The organism is Saccharomonospora sp. CUA-673 (assembly GCF_001942305.1).
GTDB lineage: Bacteria > Actinomycetota > Actinomycetes > Mycobacteriales > Pseudonocardiaceae > Prauserella.
Window position 1 is genome coordinate 1 of record NZ_MKKE01000019.1, and the last position, 17995, is coordinate 17995.

Annotated in this window: 19 protein-coding genes and 1 pseudogene; 3 read left to right on the forward strand and 17 right to left on the reverse strand. The window is 70.1% G+C overall.

The annotated features are described in order from the left end of the window. The 12 genes from BJF85_RS10345 to BJF85_RS27935 form a co-directional block, all read right to left on the reverse strand. Positions 1-966 (reverse strand): PPE domain-containing protein (locus BJF85_RS10345; RefSeq protein ID WP_075846907.1); only part of this gene is annotated, 966 nt, incomplete at its 3' end. 56 nt (positions 967-1022) lie between these two features. Then, complete coding sequence (locus BJF85_RS10350) at positions 1023-1673, reverse strand: DUF3558 domain-containing protein (RefSeq protein ID WP_075846908.1); 651 nt, start codon at positions 1671-1673, stop codon at positions 1023-1025. Beyond that, positions 1673-2095, reverse strand: coding sequence for a hypothetical protein (locus BJF85_RS10355; RefSeq protein WP_083666207.1), 423 nt, complete (start codon positions 2093-2095; stop codon positions 1673-1675). The genes BJF85_RS10350 and BJF85_RS10355 overlap by 1 nt, the downstream gene beginning before the upstream one ends. A 238-nt stretch (positions 2096-2333) precedes the next feature. Next, positions 2334-2954 carry a DUF3558 domain-containing protein gene (locus BJF85_RS10360; RefSeq protein ID WP_139320568.1) on the reverse strand — a complete coding sequence of 207 codons (621 nt, stop codon included), beginning with the start codon at positions 2952-2954 and terminating at the stop codon, positions 2334-2336. Continuing rightward, the gene (locus tag BJF85_RS10365; protein WP_255375544.1) at positions 2954-3532 is read right to left on the reverse strand and encodes a DUF3558 domain-containing protein; all 579 of its coding nucleotides are present in this window, start codon (positions 3530-3532) and stop codon (positions 2954-2956) included. Before BJF85_RS10365 ends, BJF85_RS10360 begins: the two co-directional genes overlap by 1 nt. A 147-nt stretch (positions 3533-3679) precedes the next feature. Next, positions 3680-4135, reverse strand: coding sequence for a 50S ribosomal protein L9 (gene rplI / locus BJF85_RS10370; RefSeq protein ID WP_075846914.1), 456 nt, complete (start codon positions 4133-4135; stop codon positions 3680-3682). Between the two features lie 14 nt (positions 4136-4149). Then, entirely contained in the window at positions 4150-4398 is a 249-nt protein-coding gene (gene rpsR / locus BJF85_RS10375; RefSeq protein WP_075846916.1) for a 30S ribosomal protein S18, read from the reverse strand. A gap of 63 nt (positions 4399-4461) precedes the next feature. Further along, on the reverse strand, positions 4462-4977 hold the full coding sequence (locus BJF85_RS10380; RefSeq protein ID WP_075846918.1) for a single-stranded DNA-binding protein: 516 nt from the start codon (positions 4975-4977) through the stop codon (positions 4462-4464). A gap of 10 nt (positions 4978-4987) precedes the next feature. Continuing rightward, a complete protein-coding gene (gene rpsF / locus BJF85_RS10385) occupies positions 4988-5320 on the reverse strand; it encodes a 30S ribosomal protein S6 (RefSeq protein WP_075846920.1) in 333 nt (110 codons plus the stop codon). Positions 5321-5537: 217 nt separating this feature from the next. After that, positions 5538-6494, reverse strand: coding sequence for a hypothetical protein (locus tag BJF85_RS10390; protein ID WP_083666211.1), 957 nt, complete (start codon positions 6492-6494; stop codon positions 5538-5540). 226 nt (positions 6495-6720) lie between these two features. Beyond that, positions 6721-7692, reverse strand: coding sequence for a hypothetical protein (locus BJF85_RS10395; RefSeq protein ID WP_075846922.1), 972 nt, complete (start codon positions 7690-7692; stop codon positions 6721-6723). 149 nt (positions 7693-7841) lie between these two features. Continuing rightward, positions 7842-8699, reverse strand: a complete 858-nt coding sequence (locus BJF85_RS27935) for a hypothetical protein (RefSeq protein WP_222844510.1) — start codon at positions 8697-8699, stop codon at positions 7842-7844. Positions 8700-8842: 143 nt separating this feature from the next. On the opposite strand from BJF85_RS27935, the gene BJF85_RS10405 reads away from it, so the two are divergent. Then, a complete protein-coding gene (locus tag BJF85_RS10405; RefSeq protein WP_255375539.1) occupies positions 8843-9601 on the forward strand; it encodes a deoxyribonuclease IV in 759 nt (252 codons plus the stop codon). A gap of 7 nt (positions 9602-9608) precedes the next feature. Here BJF85_RS10405 and BJF85_RS10410 read toward each other — a convergent pair whose 3' ends face one another. From BJF85_RS10410 to BJF85_RS10420, 4 genes and pseudogenes are all read right to left on the reverse strand, one after another. Continuing rightward, a complete protein-coding gene (locus tag BJF85_RS10410) occupies positions 9609-11198 on the reverse strand; it encodes a glycosyltransferase family 87 protein (protein WP_075846975.1) in 1590 nt (529 codons plus the stop codon). A gap of 194 nt (positions 11199-11392) precedes the next feature. Beyond that, positions 11393-13810 carry a transglycosylase domain-containing protein gene (locus tag BJF85_RS10415; RefSeq protein ID WP_083666212.1) on the reverse strand — a complete coding sequence of 806 codons (2418 nt, stop codon included), beginning with the start codon at positions 13808-13810 and terminating at the stop codon, positions 11393-11395. 14 nt (positions 13811-13824) lie between these two features. Beyond that, positions 13825-14556 (reverse strand): hypothetical protein, encoded by a 732-nt coding sequence (locus BJF85_RS27250; RefSeq protein ID WP_139320570.1) that lies wholly within the window; start codon positions 14554-14556, stop codon positions 13825-13827. 236 nt (positions 14557-14792) lie between these two features. Further along, positions 14793-15211, reverse strand: a pseudogene (locus tag BJF85_RS10420) (DUF5318 family protein). Positions 15212-15495: 284 nt separating this feature from the next. Here BJF85_RS10420 and BJF85_RS10425 point away from each other — a divergent pair. Continuing rightward, positions 15496-16095: a PadR family transcriptional regulator gene (locus BJF85_RS10425; RefSeq protein ID WP_075846928.1), complete on the forward strand. Its 600-nt coding sequence runs from the start codon at positions 15496-15498 to the stop codon at positions 16093-16095. Between the two features lie 14 nt (positions 16096-16109). Continuing rightward, a complete protein-coding gene (locus tag BJF85_RS10430) occupies positions 16110-17198 on the forward strand; it encodes an inositol-3-phosphate synthase (RefSeq protein ID WP_075846930.1) in 1089 nt (362 codons plus the stop codon). A gap of 112 nt (positions 17199-17310) precedes the next feature. Here BJF85_RS10430 and BJF85_RS10435 read toward each other — a convergent pair whose 3' ends face one another. Continuing rightward, entirely contained in the window at positions 17311-17952 is a 642-nt protein-coding gene (locus tag BJF85_RS10435; protein WP_075846932.1) for an HAD family phosphatase, read from the reverse strand. Positions 17953-17995 lie beyond the last annotated feature (43 nt).

Genomic DNA, 17995 nt, shown 5'->3' on the forward strand with positions numbered 1-17995 from the left:
GTCGTTGGGCGACGGGGTGGTCGGGTAGGTCGACGATCCGCCGCCGGGGCCGCCGGGGAAGTTGGGGTTGTAGTTGGACGAGCTGGTGCCGTCGTTGGGCGACGGGGTGGTCGGGTAGGTCGACGATCCGCCGCCCCCCGGGACACCGGGGTAGCTGCCGCCGGGCCCGCCGGGGTAGCTCCCGCCGCCGGCACCGCCGCCGGGCGTGCTGCCACCGGGGTACGACGCGGCCGGCGTCTGCACGCCGCCGGACGACACACCGGGCGACTGGTAGCCCGCGCCGCCGGTCCCCTGACCGCCGCCACCACCGGGCTCGTTGATGCTGACCGGCCCGGTACGCCCACCATTCACGCCCGACTCGCCCAGGCTCACGTCGCCGTAGGCACCGGACATGGTGCTGTACTGCGGCATCTGGCCAGCGTTCTGCGAGCTCGTGTCGTGGTACTGGTTGAAGACCTGGACGTTCTTGTTCGCGTTGTCGTTGTACTCCGCGATGTCGCGGTCGAGGTCCGTCTCCCACGGCTTGAGCTTGTTGCCCCAGCTGTTCTCGGGCGGCTCGGCCGGGAGCGGCTGCACGTTGTTGCGCGCATTCTCGAATGCCCCGGCCTGGGTCGACATCACCTGGCCGCTCGTGCCGAGGTTAGCGCTGGCGTCGCCCATCCACGTCTGAAGCGGCTGGGCGCCCATTCGGGCGCTCTCGGCACCCTCACCGGTCCAGGCGGAGGCCATCGTCGAGTTGATCTGGCTGATTTGGGTGGCACGCTGGCTGTGGAGATTCGACAGCTCCAAGCTCGCGGCCTGACCCTCATGGAGCGACGCGGTGCCCCGGCCGGACGTGATCTTCTGGTAGATCTGGTAGGCGTCGATACAGCCCTGCGTGCTGGACTGCCGCTGGGCCTCCTCGCCGTTGGCCAGCGAGTCGTAGACATACGCGCCGGCGGCCGGAATAAGGAACGGTGCCACCATCTCGGATCAACTCCCCTGATTGATGTGGATGAGACGGAACGCGTCGGCGCGGCACATCACGCACCTCCGCCGAGGGTCTCGATCATGTCGCCGGCGACAGCTTCGGCGACTTCGCAGCCTCGCGGGTAGTCGTCGCTGTCTTCGCCGACTTGCACCATGACCGACATGACGTAGTTGTCGGCGAGGCCGACCTGCAGGTCGCAGTAGCCTTCGTCGCGGTCGTCGGAATAGTTGCTGGTGATGACGGCGGGATGTCCAGCGACCTGGGTGGGCTCGAACAGCGCAACCGCGTCCTTGCGGGCGTAGACGTCGTCGAGACCGTTGGTGAAGTCAGGCACTTGGACGAATGCGACGCGACTCCCCGAGCCGTCGGTGTACTCGTACAGGCATTCGGGAGTGCCTTGTTGAACCCGCGCTTCGCCGGGCTCGAAATTGCGATCGCGGACTTGCGCATCCGACAACACGGCACAGGGGTTCTCGTCGAGCGGTGCTACGTCGATTGGGTCCGGCACGCGCGGTGCCTCTCCGTTGCCGTTTGCCGCCGAGGATTCGGCAGGTGCACTCGCCGGTGCGGAGGGCGCGCCGCCGTTGTCGGGGCTGGCCTGGCCCTGTTCGGGGTCGGTGCCGCAGGCGGACAGGATCAGTCCCGCGGCCGCGGCAGCGATGACGGCCGAGGTTGTATGGGATGCGGTGGAGCGACGCGGCATCAGAGTGCTCCGCCTCCGGAGCTCGTCGCGTCCTGGGCCGCCTGGGCGTCGGTCTCTTCCGTGACGCCCTTGGCCCTTTTCAGGGCACGGATGTACTCGTTGCAGTGGTCGATCATCGCCTGCGTTTGTTCGACAAGCGCCTCGCCCGAGGTCCCGGCGGAGCCCGTAAACATGCTGCTGGCCGGCTCGTCGGCGGGCGCCTGTACGTTGGCGATTTGCCGCGCGAGTTGTATGTCGTCGCGTAGGCCGCTCCGCAGCTCTTCCCACTGCTGGATCGCGTTGTCGATCTCTTCGGGGCTGAACTCGTAGCCGCCACCTGCGGGTGACGCGGCGGCCTTCGCCGCGAACGACGCACCTGCGCCCACTGCGCCACCCACTGCCATTCCGATCATGGGCGTCGGCATCTGGGGAATGCTGGACATCTCGACCCCTTCCTCGTGGACCCCTCGCGGTCGCTCCAAGTCTCCGCAAAGCCTTCCGCCCTGTGCTCAGGGCGTCAACCGTCTCGACCACTATGACGACGGCAGGCGCGCGAAGGTTTCCTTTGCTCGGGAAAATCTTCTCAGATCCCGGGGGCGAGCGAGTACTTCTGGTAGTACTGCACCGTCAGCGCACCGACCATCACCCGAGTGGAGTAGCCCACGTGCCGGCTATCGCCGGTCACGCCCCTCCGCGGAGGTGCTCGATCATGTCGCCGGCGACGGCTTCGGCGACGTCGCAGCCCTGTGGGTAGTCGTCGCTCGAAGGTCTGACCGAGACCATCACCGACATGAACTCGTTGTCGGTGAGCCCGAGCTGCAGATAGCAGAAACCCTCGTCCCGGTCGTCGTCATACTGACTTGTGAACACCGCTGGTTGGCCCGCCACTTCGGCTTCTTCGAAGAGGCCGAAGGTGTCCTTTTGTGCGTACAGGTCATCCAGCCCGTTGGTGAGATCTGGATTCTGAGCGAAGCGCACACGGCTGCCCGAGTCATCCGTGTACCGGTAGATGCAGCTCGGGTCCCCGTCGAGCTCTTCTGACACCCCACGTTCGAGATTCCGCTCCGCAGCTTGCGCATCCGAGAGCGCGGCGCAGGGGTCTTGCTGGAGGGCGGCGGTGTCGACCGGATTCACCACTCGGGGTGCCTCGCCGGTGCTGCCGGTGTCGGTCGCCGCAGTGGTCTTGTCCGGGCTGGCCTCGCCCTGCTGGGGGTCGGTGCCGCAGGCGGAGAGGATCAGGCCGGCCGCCATACCGGCGATCATTGCCGTGGCCGCCCGGGATGCGGTGAAGCGCCGGGTCATCACGCACCTCCCCGCAGGTTCTCGATCATCTCTTCGGCGAAGACCTCAGCTACAGCACAGCCCTGCGGATAGTCGTCATTGCTCTCGGCAATCTGGGCGACCACCGTGACGACGTCACTGTCGGTCAAGCCGACCTGCAGGTCGCAGTAACCCTGGTCGCGAGAGTCGCGGTGGGTCTGTGTCACCACGGCCGGGTGTCCGGCCACGTCCGTCGGCTCGAACACGACGACCGCATCTTTCCGGTCGTAGACGTCGCTCAAGCCGTTGGTAAGCGTCGGCGATTGGACGAAGGACACGACGGTGTTTGTATCGGCTGCATAGCGGTATTTGCAGATCCACTCGCCGTCCGTCAATTCCTCGGGCTGGCCAGCTTCGAGGTTGAGCTCGTCGATCTGCTGATCGTCCAGCGCCGCGCAGGGGTCCTGCTCCAGTGGTGCCACGTCCACCGGGTTGGGGACCCGCGGCACCTCGCCGGCGCCGTTGCCACCCGCAGGTGACGACTCGGCTGCCGGGGTTGCCGGGGTGTCGTCGTCGGGGGTTGCCTCGCCTTCGGTGCCCGTGCCGCAGGCGGTCAGCACCAACCCGGCCACCGCCGCCCCAACGGACAAGCCCCACCGGTTCGCCACGCTGCGCGTCCGCGCGCCCCCCTCAACAGCGTCATGGTCCAAACATACGAAAGGTGGCGGTCCTCCGTCTCCGGAGAACCGCCACCTTTCGTGGGGTGCTTACTTGGGCTGCACGTCCAGCCGGACGTCCGCCTTCACGCTCGGGTGCAGACGGGCCGTCACCGAGTGCTTGCCGACGGTCTTGATGTGACCGTCGACGTGGATGACCCGCTTGTCGAGCAGCGGGCCGCCCGCGGCCTTGATCGCACCGACGATGTCGGCGGTCGTCACGGAACCGAACAGCTTCTTCGAGCCCTCGGACGCCTTCGCCGCGACGGCGATGTGGCCCAGGCCCTCGAGCTGCGTCTTCAGCTCCTTGGCGTGGTCGAGGTCGCGCACGCGACGGGCCTCCTGGGCACGCCGGATCGTGCGGACGTTCTTCTCCGCGCCCTTCGTGGACGGGATCGCGTAGCCGCGCGGCAGCAGGTAGTTGCGCGCGTAGCCGTCCTTGACCTCGACGATGTCGCCGGGACCGCCCAGGTGCGCGACGTCGGTCGTCAGGATGATCTTCGCCATGTCTGACTCCCTTCTCAGCGAGCGGTCGAGGTGTAGGGCAGCAACGCCATCTCGCGGGAGTTCTTGACCGCGATGGCGACGTCGCGCTGGTGCTGGCTGCAGTTGCCGGTGACCCGACGGGCACGGATCTTGCCGCGGTCGGAGATGTACTTCCGCAGCAGGTTGGTGTCCTTGTAGTCGATGGCCTCCGGGTGGCCCTGCTTCACGGCCTTGCAGAAGACGCAGACCTTCTTCTTCGGCTTACGAACGGGTGGCTTAGCCACTGTGTACTCCTGGGGAACTTATTGCGTGGTTGCTGATGTCTGGGAAGGCTCGTTGCGAGCAGCTCAGAACGGCGGCTCGTCGGAGAAGCCGCCACCGCCACCGGCGGGAGGCGCACTGCCCCACGGATCGTCGGCAGGCGCACCGGCACCGGCGCCGGCACCGGCCGACGCAGCCGCGCCGCCGCCACCGAAACCGCCGCCACCGCCACCGCCGCGGCTGACCTTGTTGACCTTGGCCGTCGCGTACCGCAGCGACGGACCGATCTCGTCGACCTCGAGTTCGACGACGGTCCGCTTCTCGCCTTCCTTGGTCTCGAACGACCGCTGCTTGAGCCGGCCCTGCACGATGACCCGGGCGCCGCGCGTGAGCGTCTCCGCCACGTTCTCCGCCGCCTGGCGCCAGATGTTGCAGCGCAGGAACAGAGCCTCGCCGTCCTTCCACTCACCGCTCTGCCGGTCGAACTGGCGAGGGGTGGAGGCGACGGTGAAGTTCGCGACGGCCGCGCCGGACGGCGTGAACCGAAGCTCCGGGTCCGCGGTCAGGTTGCCGACCACCGTGATGATGGTGTCTCCGGCCATGGCTGCCGCCTCAGGCCTTCGCGGCGATCTTCGCGGCGCGCTTCGTTCCACGCACCTCCTGGCGGCGGACCACCTTGGTGCGCAGCACGGTCTCCTGCAGAGACAGCTGCCGGTCGAGCTCCTGCACGTCGGCCGGCTCGGAGATCAGCTCGAGGACGGCGTAGATGCCCTCGGCGTTCTTGTTGATCTCGTACGAGAGCCTGCGACGGCCCCAGACGTCAACCTTCTCCACGCTGCCACCGCCGTTGCGGATGACCTTGAGAAAGTTCTCCAGGGTGGGTGCGACCGTCCGCTCGTCGAGCGACGGGTCGAGGATGACCATTACCTCGTAATGGCGTGACACAACCACTCACCTCCTATGGGCTCGGGCGGCCACGGAACGTCCGTGGCAGGAGGGCAATGTCGACTCGCCAGTCTAGCCACCACCCCCGACACCCCCGCTCCCGGGTACGGATGCCGGGCGACGGGTGGGCGCAGCCGCGCGCGAGCGCGTCCTTGGGGGGCGGTGGCCGGGCGACGGGTGGGCGCGACCATGGGGCCTCGGGAGCTTTCTTGCGGAGCTAGGTGGTCTTGCGGAGGACCCAGGTTCGGACCAGGCTGCGGTGACGCCGGCGAGGGCGACGACGGCGAGCAGCATCGGCAGTTGCACCTGGCCCGGGGAGCCGGCGCGGCGGCCAGTGCGTCGGCGTTGCCCGCGTTGCGGACGTCGCCCTGCGCGCCGGCACCGGTCTGCCCACCCTGCTGAGCACGCCGAACTCCGGCGAGTCGGGCGCACCGGGGACGCCGTCCTGCGGCGAGTAGCGCATGTCCGGCGGCACGGCCGCGCCGCCGGTGGGCGCGTCGGCCGACGGGATGTTGCCGTAGTCGCGCGGCGCGGCCCACGCGTCGCCGCTTCCCTGCGGGGAGTCCGGCGTCGGGGGCACACCACCGGGCTGCGGCGCGCCGGGCGCCGTGCTGCCGGAACCACCGTGACCGCCGGGCTGCTGCGGCTGCGCCGAACCACCGGAGTGGCCGTCACCGCCGCCGCGCTGCGGCTGCGAGCTCGGCGCCGAGTGGTTCGTCGCCTCGAGCGGCATGCCGCACGTGCCGGCAACCTTGCGGTGGATCGAGTCGAGCACCTGCTGTCGCTTGTGCGGCCAGCCGAGCGCGGGGTTGCCGTCCAGGATGTCGGTCACGATGTTCGCGACCCGCTCCCCGCCGACGACACCGGTCGCCCGGTGCGGAACCGTGCCGACCTCGAGCGTGTGCTTGCTGATCTCCTCGGCGAGGTTCTTCGGGAAGGTGAACTGCAGGAAGCGGTCGGCCTCACGGGCGCCGGCCTCGACCTGGCCGGCGACGGACGAGCCCTTCAGCATCACCTTCGCGCCCATCGGGGCGGCTACCGTCGCGGTGCACGAGTTGACGGGGGCCTGCGTCTGAGCGCCTGCGGCCGGCGCGGCCAACGCGGTCAGTCCCGCGGCGACCGCCGTCGCGGCCACCAGTCCAAGCACCCGGTTGAGGGCGGTGTTGGTACGCACTTCGAACGGTATCCCTTTCCGAACGGCTTACCCTGCCTGGACCTCATTGGCACGGCAGGGCGTCAACAAGATAAACGACCGCTCGGCGTTGGGGATACGGGTCGGTAGCTACCGCTCGTGCCCGATTCGTCCCCGCATCGGGCGAACCGGCCACGAACCGGTGACAGGGCCGGTCACAGGGCCGGTCACAACCGCGACGTCACAACCGCGGCTGACGGACCGCGGCTCAGGAGCCGCCGGCGCGCTGCAGCACCCAGCTGCGGGCGAGGCCGGCGCTGACACCCGCCAGCGCGAACACCGCCAGCATCAACGGCAGCGACGGACCGCCCGCGGGGCTCTGCTGCGCCAGCGACGACGCCTCGCCCGCGTTGCGAACCTCGTCGGCGCCCTGCTGCTGGCCGTGCCCGGTGGACTGGCCGGGGGTCTGCTGTTCGAGGGCCCGGATGTCCGGCACGCCCGCGTTCGGGCTGGGCGGCGTCTCGCCGAGCAGGCCGAAGTCGGGGCTGTAGCCGGGGATCTGCCCGCCGTAGCGCAGGCCGGGCGCCGCGGAGAACAGCGCGCCGTCGGCGGCGGGGACGCCCGCGTAGCGCAGGGCCGGATCGCCCGCCGACCCACCGGCCGCGTACGACAACCCGCCGCCCGACCCGGAACCGCCGTCGCCCACGACGGGGCTGTTCGGTTCGCGTGTGCCGTCGGAACCACCGGATCCGCTGCCGGAGTCACCGCCGTCGCCGGCACCGGAGTCGGGCTCGGACGGCGCGGGCTCGGACGGCTCGGGCTCCGAGGGTTCGGAGGGCTCGTCGGGACGCGGCACGACCTGGCCGTTGCCGAGCGAGTCGGTCATTTGCCGGGCCCCGCCGGTGACGCCCTCGACCGTGTTGTTGAGGCCGTCGGACAGGGGTTCGCCGGCGCCCGGGATCGGCTTCACGGCCGTGTCGACGACGTTCACCGTCACCTTGCACAGGCCGCTGAGCAGCGAACCGACCGTGTCGGTGACGACTCCGAGGTCGAGGGGCACGCCGAGGGCGGTGATGCCCTGGATGCGGTCGCCGGGTTCGGCGGTGACGGTCTGGCCGCACCGCACCTTCTTGGTCTCACCCTCGGCATGGGCCTGCGCGGGCGCCACCGCGCCCGCGGTCATCGCCAGGAGGACACCCGCGGTCGTGACGGCCGCCGGCTTCGCGACCCTGCGGGTCACGCGCCCACCGGACCGCCGCAGGCACCGAGATCGCCCGGTTCGCCGTCACCACGGTTCTCGCGATTGTCGTCGTCTCGCATCGCGTGCCCTCCGAGATCGGTTCGTAGTAACTAACGAACCACATCCCGCGGCGTCACGCACACCAACGATCAGGCGTTCTTGCGCGCGATCCACGCCCGGCTCAACGCGCCGATGACCACCAGGAGTGCGGCCACCGACAGCACCAGCGGTGCCCGGTCGCGCTCGCCCGCCTGGGGGAGGGCCTGCGCGGTGCCGGACTTGCGGGCCGCGTTCTCCTGCTCGCCGGGACGGTTGCCCTGCTCGGGGCTGTCCATGCCCGGGCCGACCGGCGCCTCCGGCACGTCCAGGTCGGCACCCGGCGGCAGTTCGGCCTCCGGCGGGGTCTGCGGGCCGCCCGGGATCTCGATGTCCTCGAGCGGCGAGGCAGCGGCACCGGGGTCCGGCGCGGGCGCCGCGAGGTCGAGCCCGTCCGGGGTCTCGCCACCGGCGCCGTCACCAGGCGCGTCGTCCCCGGGACCGCCGTCACCGGGAGCCGGTGTCTCCGGGTCGTCCTCCGGCGGCGCGGGGTCGGGTTCGGGCTGCGGTTCGGGTGCCGGCTCGGGCGCGGGCTCGGGCTCCGGTTCGGGTTCGTCCGGCGTCGTGGGGGCGCGCAGCGCGTTGACAGTCGTGTTGGCGGTGCTCTGGGCGGTGTCGCAGATCTGCCCGAGCGAATCGACGACGACCTCGGCCCGGTTGATGCCGAGCCCCGCGAGCAGCTCCTTCACCGGCAGGGTCACGAGCGCGTCGCTGCCCTCACCGGTGCCGATGCCGGCCAGGCCCTCGCCGCCGTTGATCGCCGCCAGGGTGTCGAGCGTCAGCGGTTCGCCGTCCTCGCCCTTCAGCGTGGAAGCGCACTCGCCCCTGATGAACTCGGGCTCGGCGTCCTCCTGCGCGGAAGCCACGCCGCCGATGCCGAGCGACCCCAGCGCGACGACGCTTGCCGTCACGGTCGTCCGCAGTGTGTTCCGGCCGATCCTCACGAGCCCACCCCTCGCTGTTGCTGCATCACTCTGCGCACGCGCGCGAGCGATCTCCGTTGCACGGGTGAAGGTACTCGATGATCGTCTTCGCACGTAGATAGGCTCGCGGTATGCAGATCGGTGCCCACGTCGGTGACGACGATCCGCTCTCGGCAGCCGCGGACGTCGGCGCGACGCGGTCCAGTTCTTCCTGTCCGACCCGCAGTTGGAAGAAACCGCAGCCGCACCCGAGGGGCGACGACCTGCTCGCGTCCGACGTCGCGGTGTTCATCCACTCGCCGTACGTGTTGAACGTGGCGTCCCTGAACAACCGCATCCGCATCCCCTCGCGCAAGGGCGTCACGCAGCACGCGGAGGCGGCCGCGGCGATCGGCGCGCGCGGACTCGTCGTGCACGGCGGGCACGTCCGCAAGGGCGAGGACCCCGCCGAGGGCGTCGCCAACTGGCGCAAGCTGTTCGAACGGACCTCGTTCGACGTGCCGATCCTCATCGAGAACACCGCGGGCGGTGACGCCGCGATGGCCCGCGACCTCGACATGCTCGCGCGCCTGTGGGACGCCGTCGGCGAGTTCGGCGCCGGGTTCTGCCTGGACACCTGCCACGCCCACGCCGCGGGCTGGGACCTCGAGACCGTCGTCGACGACGTCCTCGCGATCACCGGCCGCATCGACCTGCTGCACCTGAACAACTCGCGCGACGCGGCCGGTTCGCAGCGCGACCGGCACGCCAACGTCGTCGGCGGTGAGGGCACGATCGACCCCGACGTGCTGCGCGCCGTCGCTGTTGCGGCCGGCGAGGCCGGAGCCCCGGTGGTCGTCGAGACCCCGGCCGAGGGCCAGCGCGCCGACATCGCGCACCTCCGCGGCTGAACCGGAGCTACGACCGCGGCCCCGAGGATCCCGCTCGCTCCCGGTCCGACTCCGCCGAGTGCCGCCCCGAGGGACGCAGTCTCCGCGGCACGATCCGGGCCGGCAGCAACGTCGACAACCCGGGCAGCACGACGACGTCCCGTTGCCCGGCGAGCGGACCACCCAGCGGGTCGTCGGTCGCCGTCGGCCCGGACCGCACCGGATCGGCCGCCGGCCGGTAGATCTCCCGCACGATCAACACGCACAGCAGGCCCACGGCGATGTCGCGCACGATCACCGTGCCGAGGAACCAGCTGTCGGGCAGTCCCTTGTTCTCGACGCCGAGGTAGGAGAACATCCGCGGCGCCCACACGAGCGCGTCGATCACCATCCAGCTCAGCAGCAGCCGCCAGCGCGGGATCGCGAGCACGGCCAGCGGCACCAGCCACAGCGAGTACTGCGGACTCCACACCTTGTTGGTCACCAGGAACGCCGCCACCACCAGGAAGCACAGCTGCGCCACCCGCGGCCGCCGCGGCGCCGTCAACGCGATGTAGGCGACCACCGCGCAGCCCGCCAGGAACAGCACACCGCTGACGGTGTTGAGCACGGTCGGCGCCTGTCCCGGTTCGAGCTCGCCGTCGAAGCCGGGCCAGCCCGTGAAGTACGAGACGACGTTGTAGATCGAGTCCGGGTCCATCCCGCGTTCGGAGTTGAGCCGGAAGAACTCGCGCCAGCCCTCGGTGAACACCAGCAGGATCGGCAGGTTCACCGCGAACCACGCGACCGCCGCCGCCAGGAACGTCCTCCCCCACTCGGCCACTCTGCCCGCGCGGATACCCAACACCAGTAAGGGACCGAGCAGGAACAGCGGATACAGCTTGGCCGCGGCACCGAGTCCGATGAGGAGGCCCGCGAGCCCCGGTCTGTGTCTCGACCACGCCAACAGGCCGCACGTGGCCAGCGCGACCGCGAGGGTGTCGAAGTTGGTGAACGCGTGCACGATCGCCAGCGGCGAGATCGCCACGAGCGCCGCGTCCCACGGTCGGTGCCGCGATATCCGCGCCGTCGCCCAGATCGCCGTCAACCACGCCGCGGCCAGGAACAACGCCGTCATGTTGAAGTACACCGCCACCGGCAGTGCGCCCGGCAGGAATCCGGCATCGGCGACGCCCGTCCAGCCGTGCGTGAGCTTCGCGTTGACCCATTGGAACAGGCCCGTCAGCACCGGGTACTCCATGTACCGGCGCTCGTGCTCGCCCGCCTGGGTCTCCTCCGACCAGTGCGTCGCGTACGGGAACGTGTCGCCCTGGTCGAGGCGCTGCGCCGAGTACAGCGGAACGATGTCCGAGTAGCACATCGCCACGTATTGCCGGCCCGACTGCCAGTCGAGCCGCAGCTGCCCCGACGGGTCCTCGTACTGCTGGATGCACGCCGCCTTGCCGAACCACGACAGCGACAGCGCGATCACGCCCAGCAGCAGGCACACCCGCAGCGGAGACCAGAACCAGTGCCGGCCCACCGTCGCGTGCCGGCCCAGCGGACCGCCGAGCGGCGCCGTCGCCCGCGCGACCAGCGGCTCCTCCCGGCTGGGGATCGCCCGGTCCGTCGGCCCCAGCGACGCCGTGTCGTCAGAAGCGGTGTCGTCAGAAGCGGTGTCGTCAGGGGCCGTGTCGTCCGGACCCGTGCCCGGGGCGGTGTCCTCCGCTGCGGTGTCCGGCGATACCCGTCTCTCCGCGGTCTCCTCGGTGTGGGCACGCGAGGACGGAGAAGAGGTATCGCCGGACACGCACCGGATGCTACAAGCGCACCTCACGCACCGCCGTTGTCGTTCGGATCATCGGTCGGTCGGCCCCAGATCGGGCCGCCCGGGTCCTCCGACTCGTCCTCGTCGTCGTCCTCCGACGGGGACGAGGGCGGCGACGACGGCTCCGACGGCGAGGGCGGCGGCCGGGTCGTCGACGGCGGCGAGGACTCCGTGGTGGTCTCCTCGGTCGTCGTCTCCTCCGTCGTCTCCTCGGTCGTCGCCGGGGCGTCGTCCACGACGGTCTCCTGCGGACCCATGACCTCCTCGAGCGGCGGGAACGGCTCCGGATCCAACGGTTCGAGGTAGTTCGCCATGAACTCCTGCCAGATCTCGGCCGGCAGCCCGCTGCCGTAGATCATGCCGCCGGCGGCGTTGCGGATCGGCTCACCCGTGCCCGTGCCGACCCACGCCGCGGCCGAGATGTGCCGCGAGTAGCCGACCATCCACGCCTGCGCGTTGTCCTTCTGCGTCGGATCGGCGTCCGCGACGTCCTCGCTGCCGCCCTGCACGTACTGGTGCGTACCGGTCTTGCCGGCGCACTCGTGCGCACCCGGGCAGGACAGGTCGGCCTCCGGCAGCACGCCCTCCATCGAGGCCGTGACGTTCCGCGTGATCGTCTGGTTCTGCTCCTCGTCCGGGTCGAAGGCGGGCTCGCCCTTCTTCGCCGCCGGGGTCGTCTCGTCGAACAGCACCTCGCCGTCGGAGGTCTCCAGCTTCGCCACGAAGTGCGTGTCCCGCTGGATGCCGTCCGCCGCGTACGTCGCGTACGCGCCGGCCATGTCCGTCGGCGTCACCAGCGTGTCACCACCGCCGATGGAGATGTTGCCGTCGAGGCTGGCCATCGTCTGCTGGTCGCCGTGCTTCTCGGGGATGCCGGCGGCCATCGCGGCCTCCTTCACCGCCCGCGGCCCGGTGTCGTTGGTGACCATGTCGTAGAACACCGTGTTGATCGAACGGGCCATCGCGTCCTCGATGGTGCATTCCGTTCCGCAGTCGGTGCCCTCGGCGTTGCCGATGGTGATGCCGTTGAACTCGCGCGGCGACGTCCCGTCGTACGTCGAGTACAGCCCGCCCTTGCCCTGCTGCAACAGGGCCGTGAAGTCGAACGGCTTGAACGCCGAACCGGGGTTGCGCTGCACGTTGCCCCAGTCCATCTCGTCGACACCCGGTTCGTTCGGACCGCCGTAGTAGGCCCGCACCGAACCGCTCTTCGGGTCGACCGCCACCAGCGACTTGCGCAGGTTCCCCGGTTCGCCCTCCATGATGTCGTTGACGGCCTGCTTCGCGGCCTCCTGCGCGCGCTTGTCGATCGTCGTGGTGATCTTGTAGCCGCCGGTCTGGATCGCGTCCTGCGAATAGCCCTTCGCGGCCAGCTCGGCCATCACCCGGTTCTTCACGAACGCGTCCGGACCGTCGAGCGCATCCGGCCGCGACTCGTTCTCGGGGATCAGCCGGGGCAGCTCCATGCCGTCGCGCTCGGCCTGGCTCACCCAGCCGTTGGCCACCATCTGGTCGGCCACGTACCCCCAGCGCTGCTGGCGCACCTGCTCGTCCTCGCTGCGGCCCGGCTGCTGGATCATGCCGGCCAGCAGCGCAGCCTCGGAGGCGTTCAGGTCCTTGGCGCTCTTGCCGTAGTAGGCCTGCGCGGCGGTCTCGACACCGTAGGCACCGCGTCCGAAGTAGATGGTGTTCAGGTACCCGGTGATGATCTCGCTCTTCGACTGCTCGTTGTTCATCTTGAACGAGCGGACGATCTCGGTCCACTTGCGCAGGTACGAGTAGTCGTCGTTCTCGGTGGCGACCTTCACGTACTGCTGGCTGATGGTCGAACCACCGCCGACGCCGCCGCGCACCTGGTTCCACGCGGCGCGCGCGATACCGCTGATGTCGAAGCCCGAGTTGCTCTCGAACGTGGAGTCCTCGGCCGCGTAGGCCGCGTACCGCATCACCGGCGGGACGTCCTCGGGCTTGAGGATCACCCGGCGCCCGTCCTGGGGCGCGTCCTCGGCCATCTTGTCGCCGGAGGCGTAGTAGTAGCTGACGACCTTGTCCTGGCTCGCCGCCACTTCCTCCGGCGTCGGCACGTCGACGAAGAAGTATGTGATGACGAACGCCAGCGCCGGCAGCACGATGAACACGCCCACGCAGGCGTACAGCGAACGGCGCACCATGCGCCACCGGCGCTTCTTGCGTTGCGCGGGGGTCAGCAGAGCCGCCTTGCCCTTCGAGCCGCCGTCGGCCGGTTCGGAGTCGTCGTTCGGATCGTCGCGGCCGTCGGCCGCGGCGACCGCGGTGAGCCCGTCCGGGGCGCTCGGGTCGCCGCCGGTGAAGCCGTCGTCGTCGTACCCGTACGCGCCGGTGCCGTACGGGTCGGAGTCGTAGCGGTCGTCGTACGGGTCGTACCCGCGACCGGTGCCGCTCATGTCCTGATGCGTGATCAGCTCGGGTTCGCGCGGCTCCGGCGGCTGACCGCCGCGGCTCGCCGCGTACCCGGCCGCACCGGCCGCGCCCGCACCCGCGCGCCCGCCGCGGCGGCGCCGCCGAGTCCGCGGCGCTGCTGCGTGCCCTCGCCACGGCCACCCTCCGGACGGCGGTCCTCAGGGCGGCGGGGCGGCTGCCCACGCCCGTCCGCGGGACGACCACGGCCACCGGCCGCGCCTGCCGCCGCGCCACCGGCCGCGCGGTCCGGACCATCCGGCCGCCCACCCTCGGGGCGGCGGTCCTCGGGTCTGCGGTCCTCGGGACGGCGGGGCGGCTGGCGCCGAGCCTGCGTCGGATCCTGCGGACCGCCCGGCGGAACGGGACGACCCTGCGGATCACGCGGCGGCTGCTGGGGGTTCTGCGGGCGGCGTTCGCCGCCCGGACGCGCCGGGAGGAGGCGGGTTCTGACCGGGCCCCGCCTGGGGGCCCGGCTGCTGAGGACGCCGCGGCGGCTGGCCGTGCTGAGGCGGCTGGCCGGGCGGACCGGGCTGGCCGGGTTGCTGGCGCGGCGGGCCGCCCGCCTGCCGGGGCGGCTGCTGCGGGGGCTGATCGGGACGGCGGGAAGGCTGGGGTGGCTGATCGGGTCGGCCGGCATCCCCACGGGGCGGAGGAGGCGGCTGCCGATGGTCGCCGCCGGGTGCCTGCCGCGGCGGACGCGGAGGTCTCGGCGGTTCGTCGCCGCTGTCACCGGGCCATTGCGGAGCGTCACCACCGGAGGGCCATTGCGGCCGCTGCGGGGGCCCGGGCTCCTGCTCCGGCCAACCGTGATTTCCCTGGTCGTTCACCTAAGACCCTCCCAGAATGGCGCGTCGGGGGACGCCGTTCTGCGGACCCAACCCTCTCGTGTGCATGGCGTGGACCTGTCGCAGGCCCCGCCACATGGTCGCGGCACTCACGTCGTTACTGCCTCGAGTGCATCAGATGTCACTGTCCCGCAGTCCTCCGTGTGGTCCGCGTAGTGCGCGGTGCCGTCTCCGGCGAGTCGGCCGTTCCCAGGACGTACGAGAGCACCAGGTGGTTCCACGCGCACGCCGTGCAGACCTCCACCACGTACACGGTGAACTCGCTGAATCGCGCGGCCATGCGCTCGAGTTCCTCCGCTTCCTCGCCGAACCCGCAACGTGCTGCAGCTCGTCGCCGTACACCCAGCTGACCTGCCCCAACGTGTGCTTGCCGCACACCGGGCAGGCGTCACCGGCAGGCGTGCCGTGGAACTTGGCAGCCTGCAGCAACTGCGGGGTGGCGTCGCAGACGTCCATGACGCTGGCCCGTCCCGAGCGGAACTCGGCCAGCAGCGCACGGCGCCGGAGCGCGTAGTCGACGACTTGCCGCTGGTTCTGCACCTCAACAGAGTACGTGGTCCGCGGCGGAAGGCCACGTCCCGTTCTGCGGGATCGTCGACCGGTGCGACGCGACACGCCGTCGACGTCGATAACGGTCCGGTGAAGTTTGCCCTCCGTGGGGGTATCCTCACGGTTAGCTCCACCACTCCGATGTATCGGCGCGATATAGTGGGTCGGTACATTGCATGGTCATGGGTGACGCTCGGCGCACGATGTCCCGGGCATCACCCGACAGGCGGAAACGCCGGTCGACGCCGATTCGTTCCCGGTAAGGGGGTGCACGTGTGCTGGAGTTCGCGATTCTCGGGCTGCTGCACGAGCACCCCATGCACGGTTATGTCCTGCGGAAACGACTCCACGAGTCGCTGGGTATGTTCCGCACGTTCAGCTACGGATCGCTGTACCCGACCCTGCGCCGGATGCAGCGGGCCGGCTGGATCGCCGAGGACGTGGCCGATGCGGCCGACCCCACGACGTCGTGGAACCGCAGGGCGAGCAAGTCGAAACGCGTGTACAAGCTCACAGCGGAGGGCAAGGAGCGGTTCGACGAACTGCTCGCCGACGCGGGGCCGCAGACGTGGGACGACGAGGGTTTCGGCGTCCACCTGACGTTCTTCTCGCGCACGCCCGCAGATGTCCGCATGCGGATTCTGGAGGGCAGGCGCAGGCGGGTCGAGGAACGTCGGGAAGGTCTTCGGGCAGCGTTGGCCAGGGCCGAGGAGAAGATCGACCGCTACACCCGTGAGCTGCACGAGCTGGGGCTCGAGACCAGCGAGCGGGAGGTGCGCTGGCTCAACGAGCTCATCGCGCATGAACAGGCCGAGCAACACCGGTCCGAATCGACCGCGCCTCGGCGTGAACCAGGTTTTACGGAACACGAGTAAAGGGAGATACCGGCATGGGCGAGAACCGCCGCGTGAGGGTGGCCATCGTGGGCGTTGGCAACTGTGCGGCCTCGCTGGTTCAGGGTGTGCACTACTACCGCGAGGCCGACCGGGGTGCGCGCGTTCCCGGCTTGATGCACGTCCAGTTCGGCGATTACCACATCAGTGACGTCGACTTCGTCGCCGCGTTCGACGTCGACGCGAAGAAGGTCGGCCAGGACCTGTCCGAGGCGATTCTCGCGAGCGAGAACAACACCATCAAGCTGTGCGACGTGCCGCCGCTGGGCGTCACGGTGCAGCGTGGGCAGACGCTCGACGGTCTGGGCAAGTACTACAAGGAGACCATCGAGGAGTCCGACGAGCAGGCCGTCGACGTGGCCGCGGCACTCAAGGCCGCCGACGTCGACGTGCTCGTGTCCTACCTGCCGGTGGGCTCGACCGAGGCGACGCGCTTCTACGCGCAGGCCGCGATCGACGCGGGGGTCGCGTTCGTCAACGCCATCCCGGTGTTCATCGCCTCCGACCCCGAGTGGGCCGAGAAGTTCGAGCGGGCCGGCGTGCCGATCGTCGGCGACGACATCAAGTCGCAGGTCGGCGCCACGATCACGCACCGCGTGCTGGCGAAGCTGTTCGAGGACCGCGGCGTGCAGCTCGACCGCACGATGCAGCTGAACGTCGGCGGCAACATGGACTTCCTCAACATGAAGGAGTCCGAGCGCCTGGAGTCGAAGAAGATCTCCAAGACCCAGGCCGTGACGTCGCAGGTCGAGCGCGACATGGGCAAGTCCAACGTGCATGTCGGTCCGTCGGACCACGTCGCGTGGCTGTCCGACCGCAAGTGGGCCTACGTGCGCCTCGAGGGTCGCGCGTTCGGTGACGTGCCGCTGAACCTCGAGTACAAGCTCGAGGTGTGGGACTCGCCGAACTCGGCGGGCATCATCATCGACGCGCTGCGCGCCGCGAAGATCGCCAAGGATCGCGGTATCGGTGGTCCGATCCTGTCGGCGTCCTCGTACTTCATGAAGTCGCCGCCGGTGCAGTACGACGACTCCACCGCCCGCGACGCCGTCGAGAAGTTCATCGAAGGCACCTCGGACGAGTGACGAACAGGGGTGGGCGCCACCAGGTGCCCACCCCTGAGTCGCCGTGTCAGCATCCCACGTCGCCGTGTCAGCACCCCACGTCGCCGTGTTGGCGTCCTGCGTCGCCGTGTTGTCAGATGCCGAGCGCCGCGGGTAGGTCGCCGATCGCCCCGAGCACCTGATGGGTCCGCGCGACCACGTCCGGGTCGGGCGGGAAGTGCGGATTCGGGATCGCGTACACGGTCATGCCCGCCGCGAGCGCGGACCGCAGTCCGTTGGTCGAGTCCTCGACGGCGGCGCACTCGCCGGCCGGTACGCCCAGCTGCGAGGCGGCCTCGACATAGACGTCGGGTGCCGGTTTCCCGGCGGCCACCTGCTCGCTCGACACGGCCACGCGGATCCGGTCGGTCAGCCCGGTCGCGGTCAGCAGGGAGTCGATCAGCACCGGCGGTGCCGAACTGGCGATCGCCGTCGGCAGGTTCTCCGACACCGTGCGCAGGGTGTCCTCCGCGCCCGGCAGGATCGGCGGCCCGTCGGCGTACCGCATGCGCATCTCGTCGATCACCCGCGCGGCGGCCTCCTCCGGGGCGAGCTGCGTGCCCAGTTCGTTGACCAGGTACTCGGCCCATTCCGGGGTGCTCATCCCCTGCAACGCGCGGGTCGCCTCGTCGGTCCAGGTCCCGCCGTGCTCGGCGACCAGGTCGCGGCGCACCTCGTCCCAGAGTTGCTCGGAGTCGACGAGCACTCCGTCCATATCGAAAACGACAGCTCGCATCCCCCGAACCTACGTCCCCGTAGCCGGTACGTACATGGTGGAC

Coding starts and splice junctions, on each gene's coding strand:
- rplI (WP_075846914.1), bottom strand. CDS start 4,135: ATGGCGAAGATCATCCTGACGACCGACGTCGCGCACCTGGGCGGTCCC.
- BJF85_RS10350 (WP_075846908.1), bottom strand. CDS start 1,673: ATGCCGCGTCGCTCCACCGCATCCCATACAACCTCGGCCGTCATCGCT.
- BJF85_RS10415 (WP_083666212.1), bottom strand. CDS start 13,810: ATGAGCGGCACCGGTCGCGGGTACGACCCGTACGACGACCGCTACGAC.
- BJF85_RS10435 (WP_075846932.1), bottom strand. CDS start 17,952: ATGCGAGCTGTCGTTTTCGATATGGACGGAGTGCTCGTCGACTCCGAG.
- BJF85_RS10355 (WP_083666207.1), bottom strand. CDS start 2,095: ATGTCCAGCATTCCCCAGATGCCGACGCCCATGATCGGAATGGCAGTG.
- BJF85_RS10360 (WP_139320568.1), bottom strand. CDS start 2,954: ATGACCCGGCGCTTCACCGCATCCCGGGCGGCCACGGCAATGATCGCC.
- BJF85_RS10380 (WP_075846918.1), bottom strand. CDS start 4,977: ATGGCCGGAGACACCATCATCACGGTGGTCGGCAACCTGACCGCGGAC.
- BJF85_RS10405 (WP_255375539.1), top strand. CDS start 8,843: ATGCAGATCGGTGCCCACGTCGGTGACGACGATCCGCTCTCGGCAGCC.
- BJF85_RS10430 (WP_075846930.1), top strand. CDS start 16,110: ATGGGCGAGAACCGCCGCGTGAGGGTGGCCATCGTGGGCGTTGGCAAC.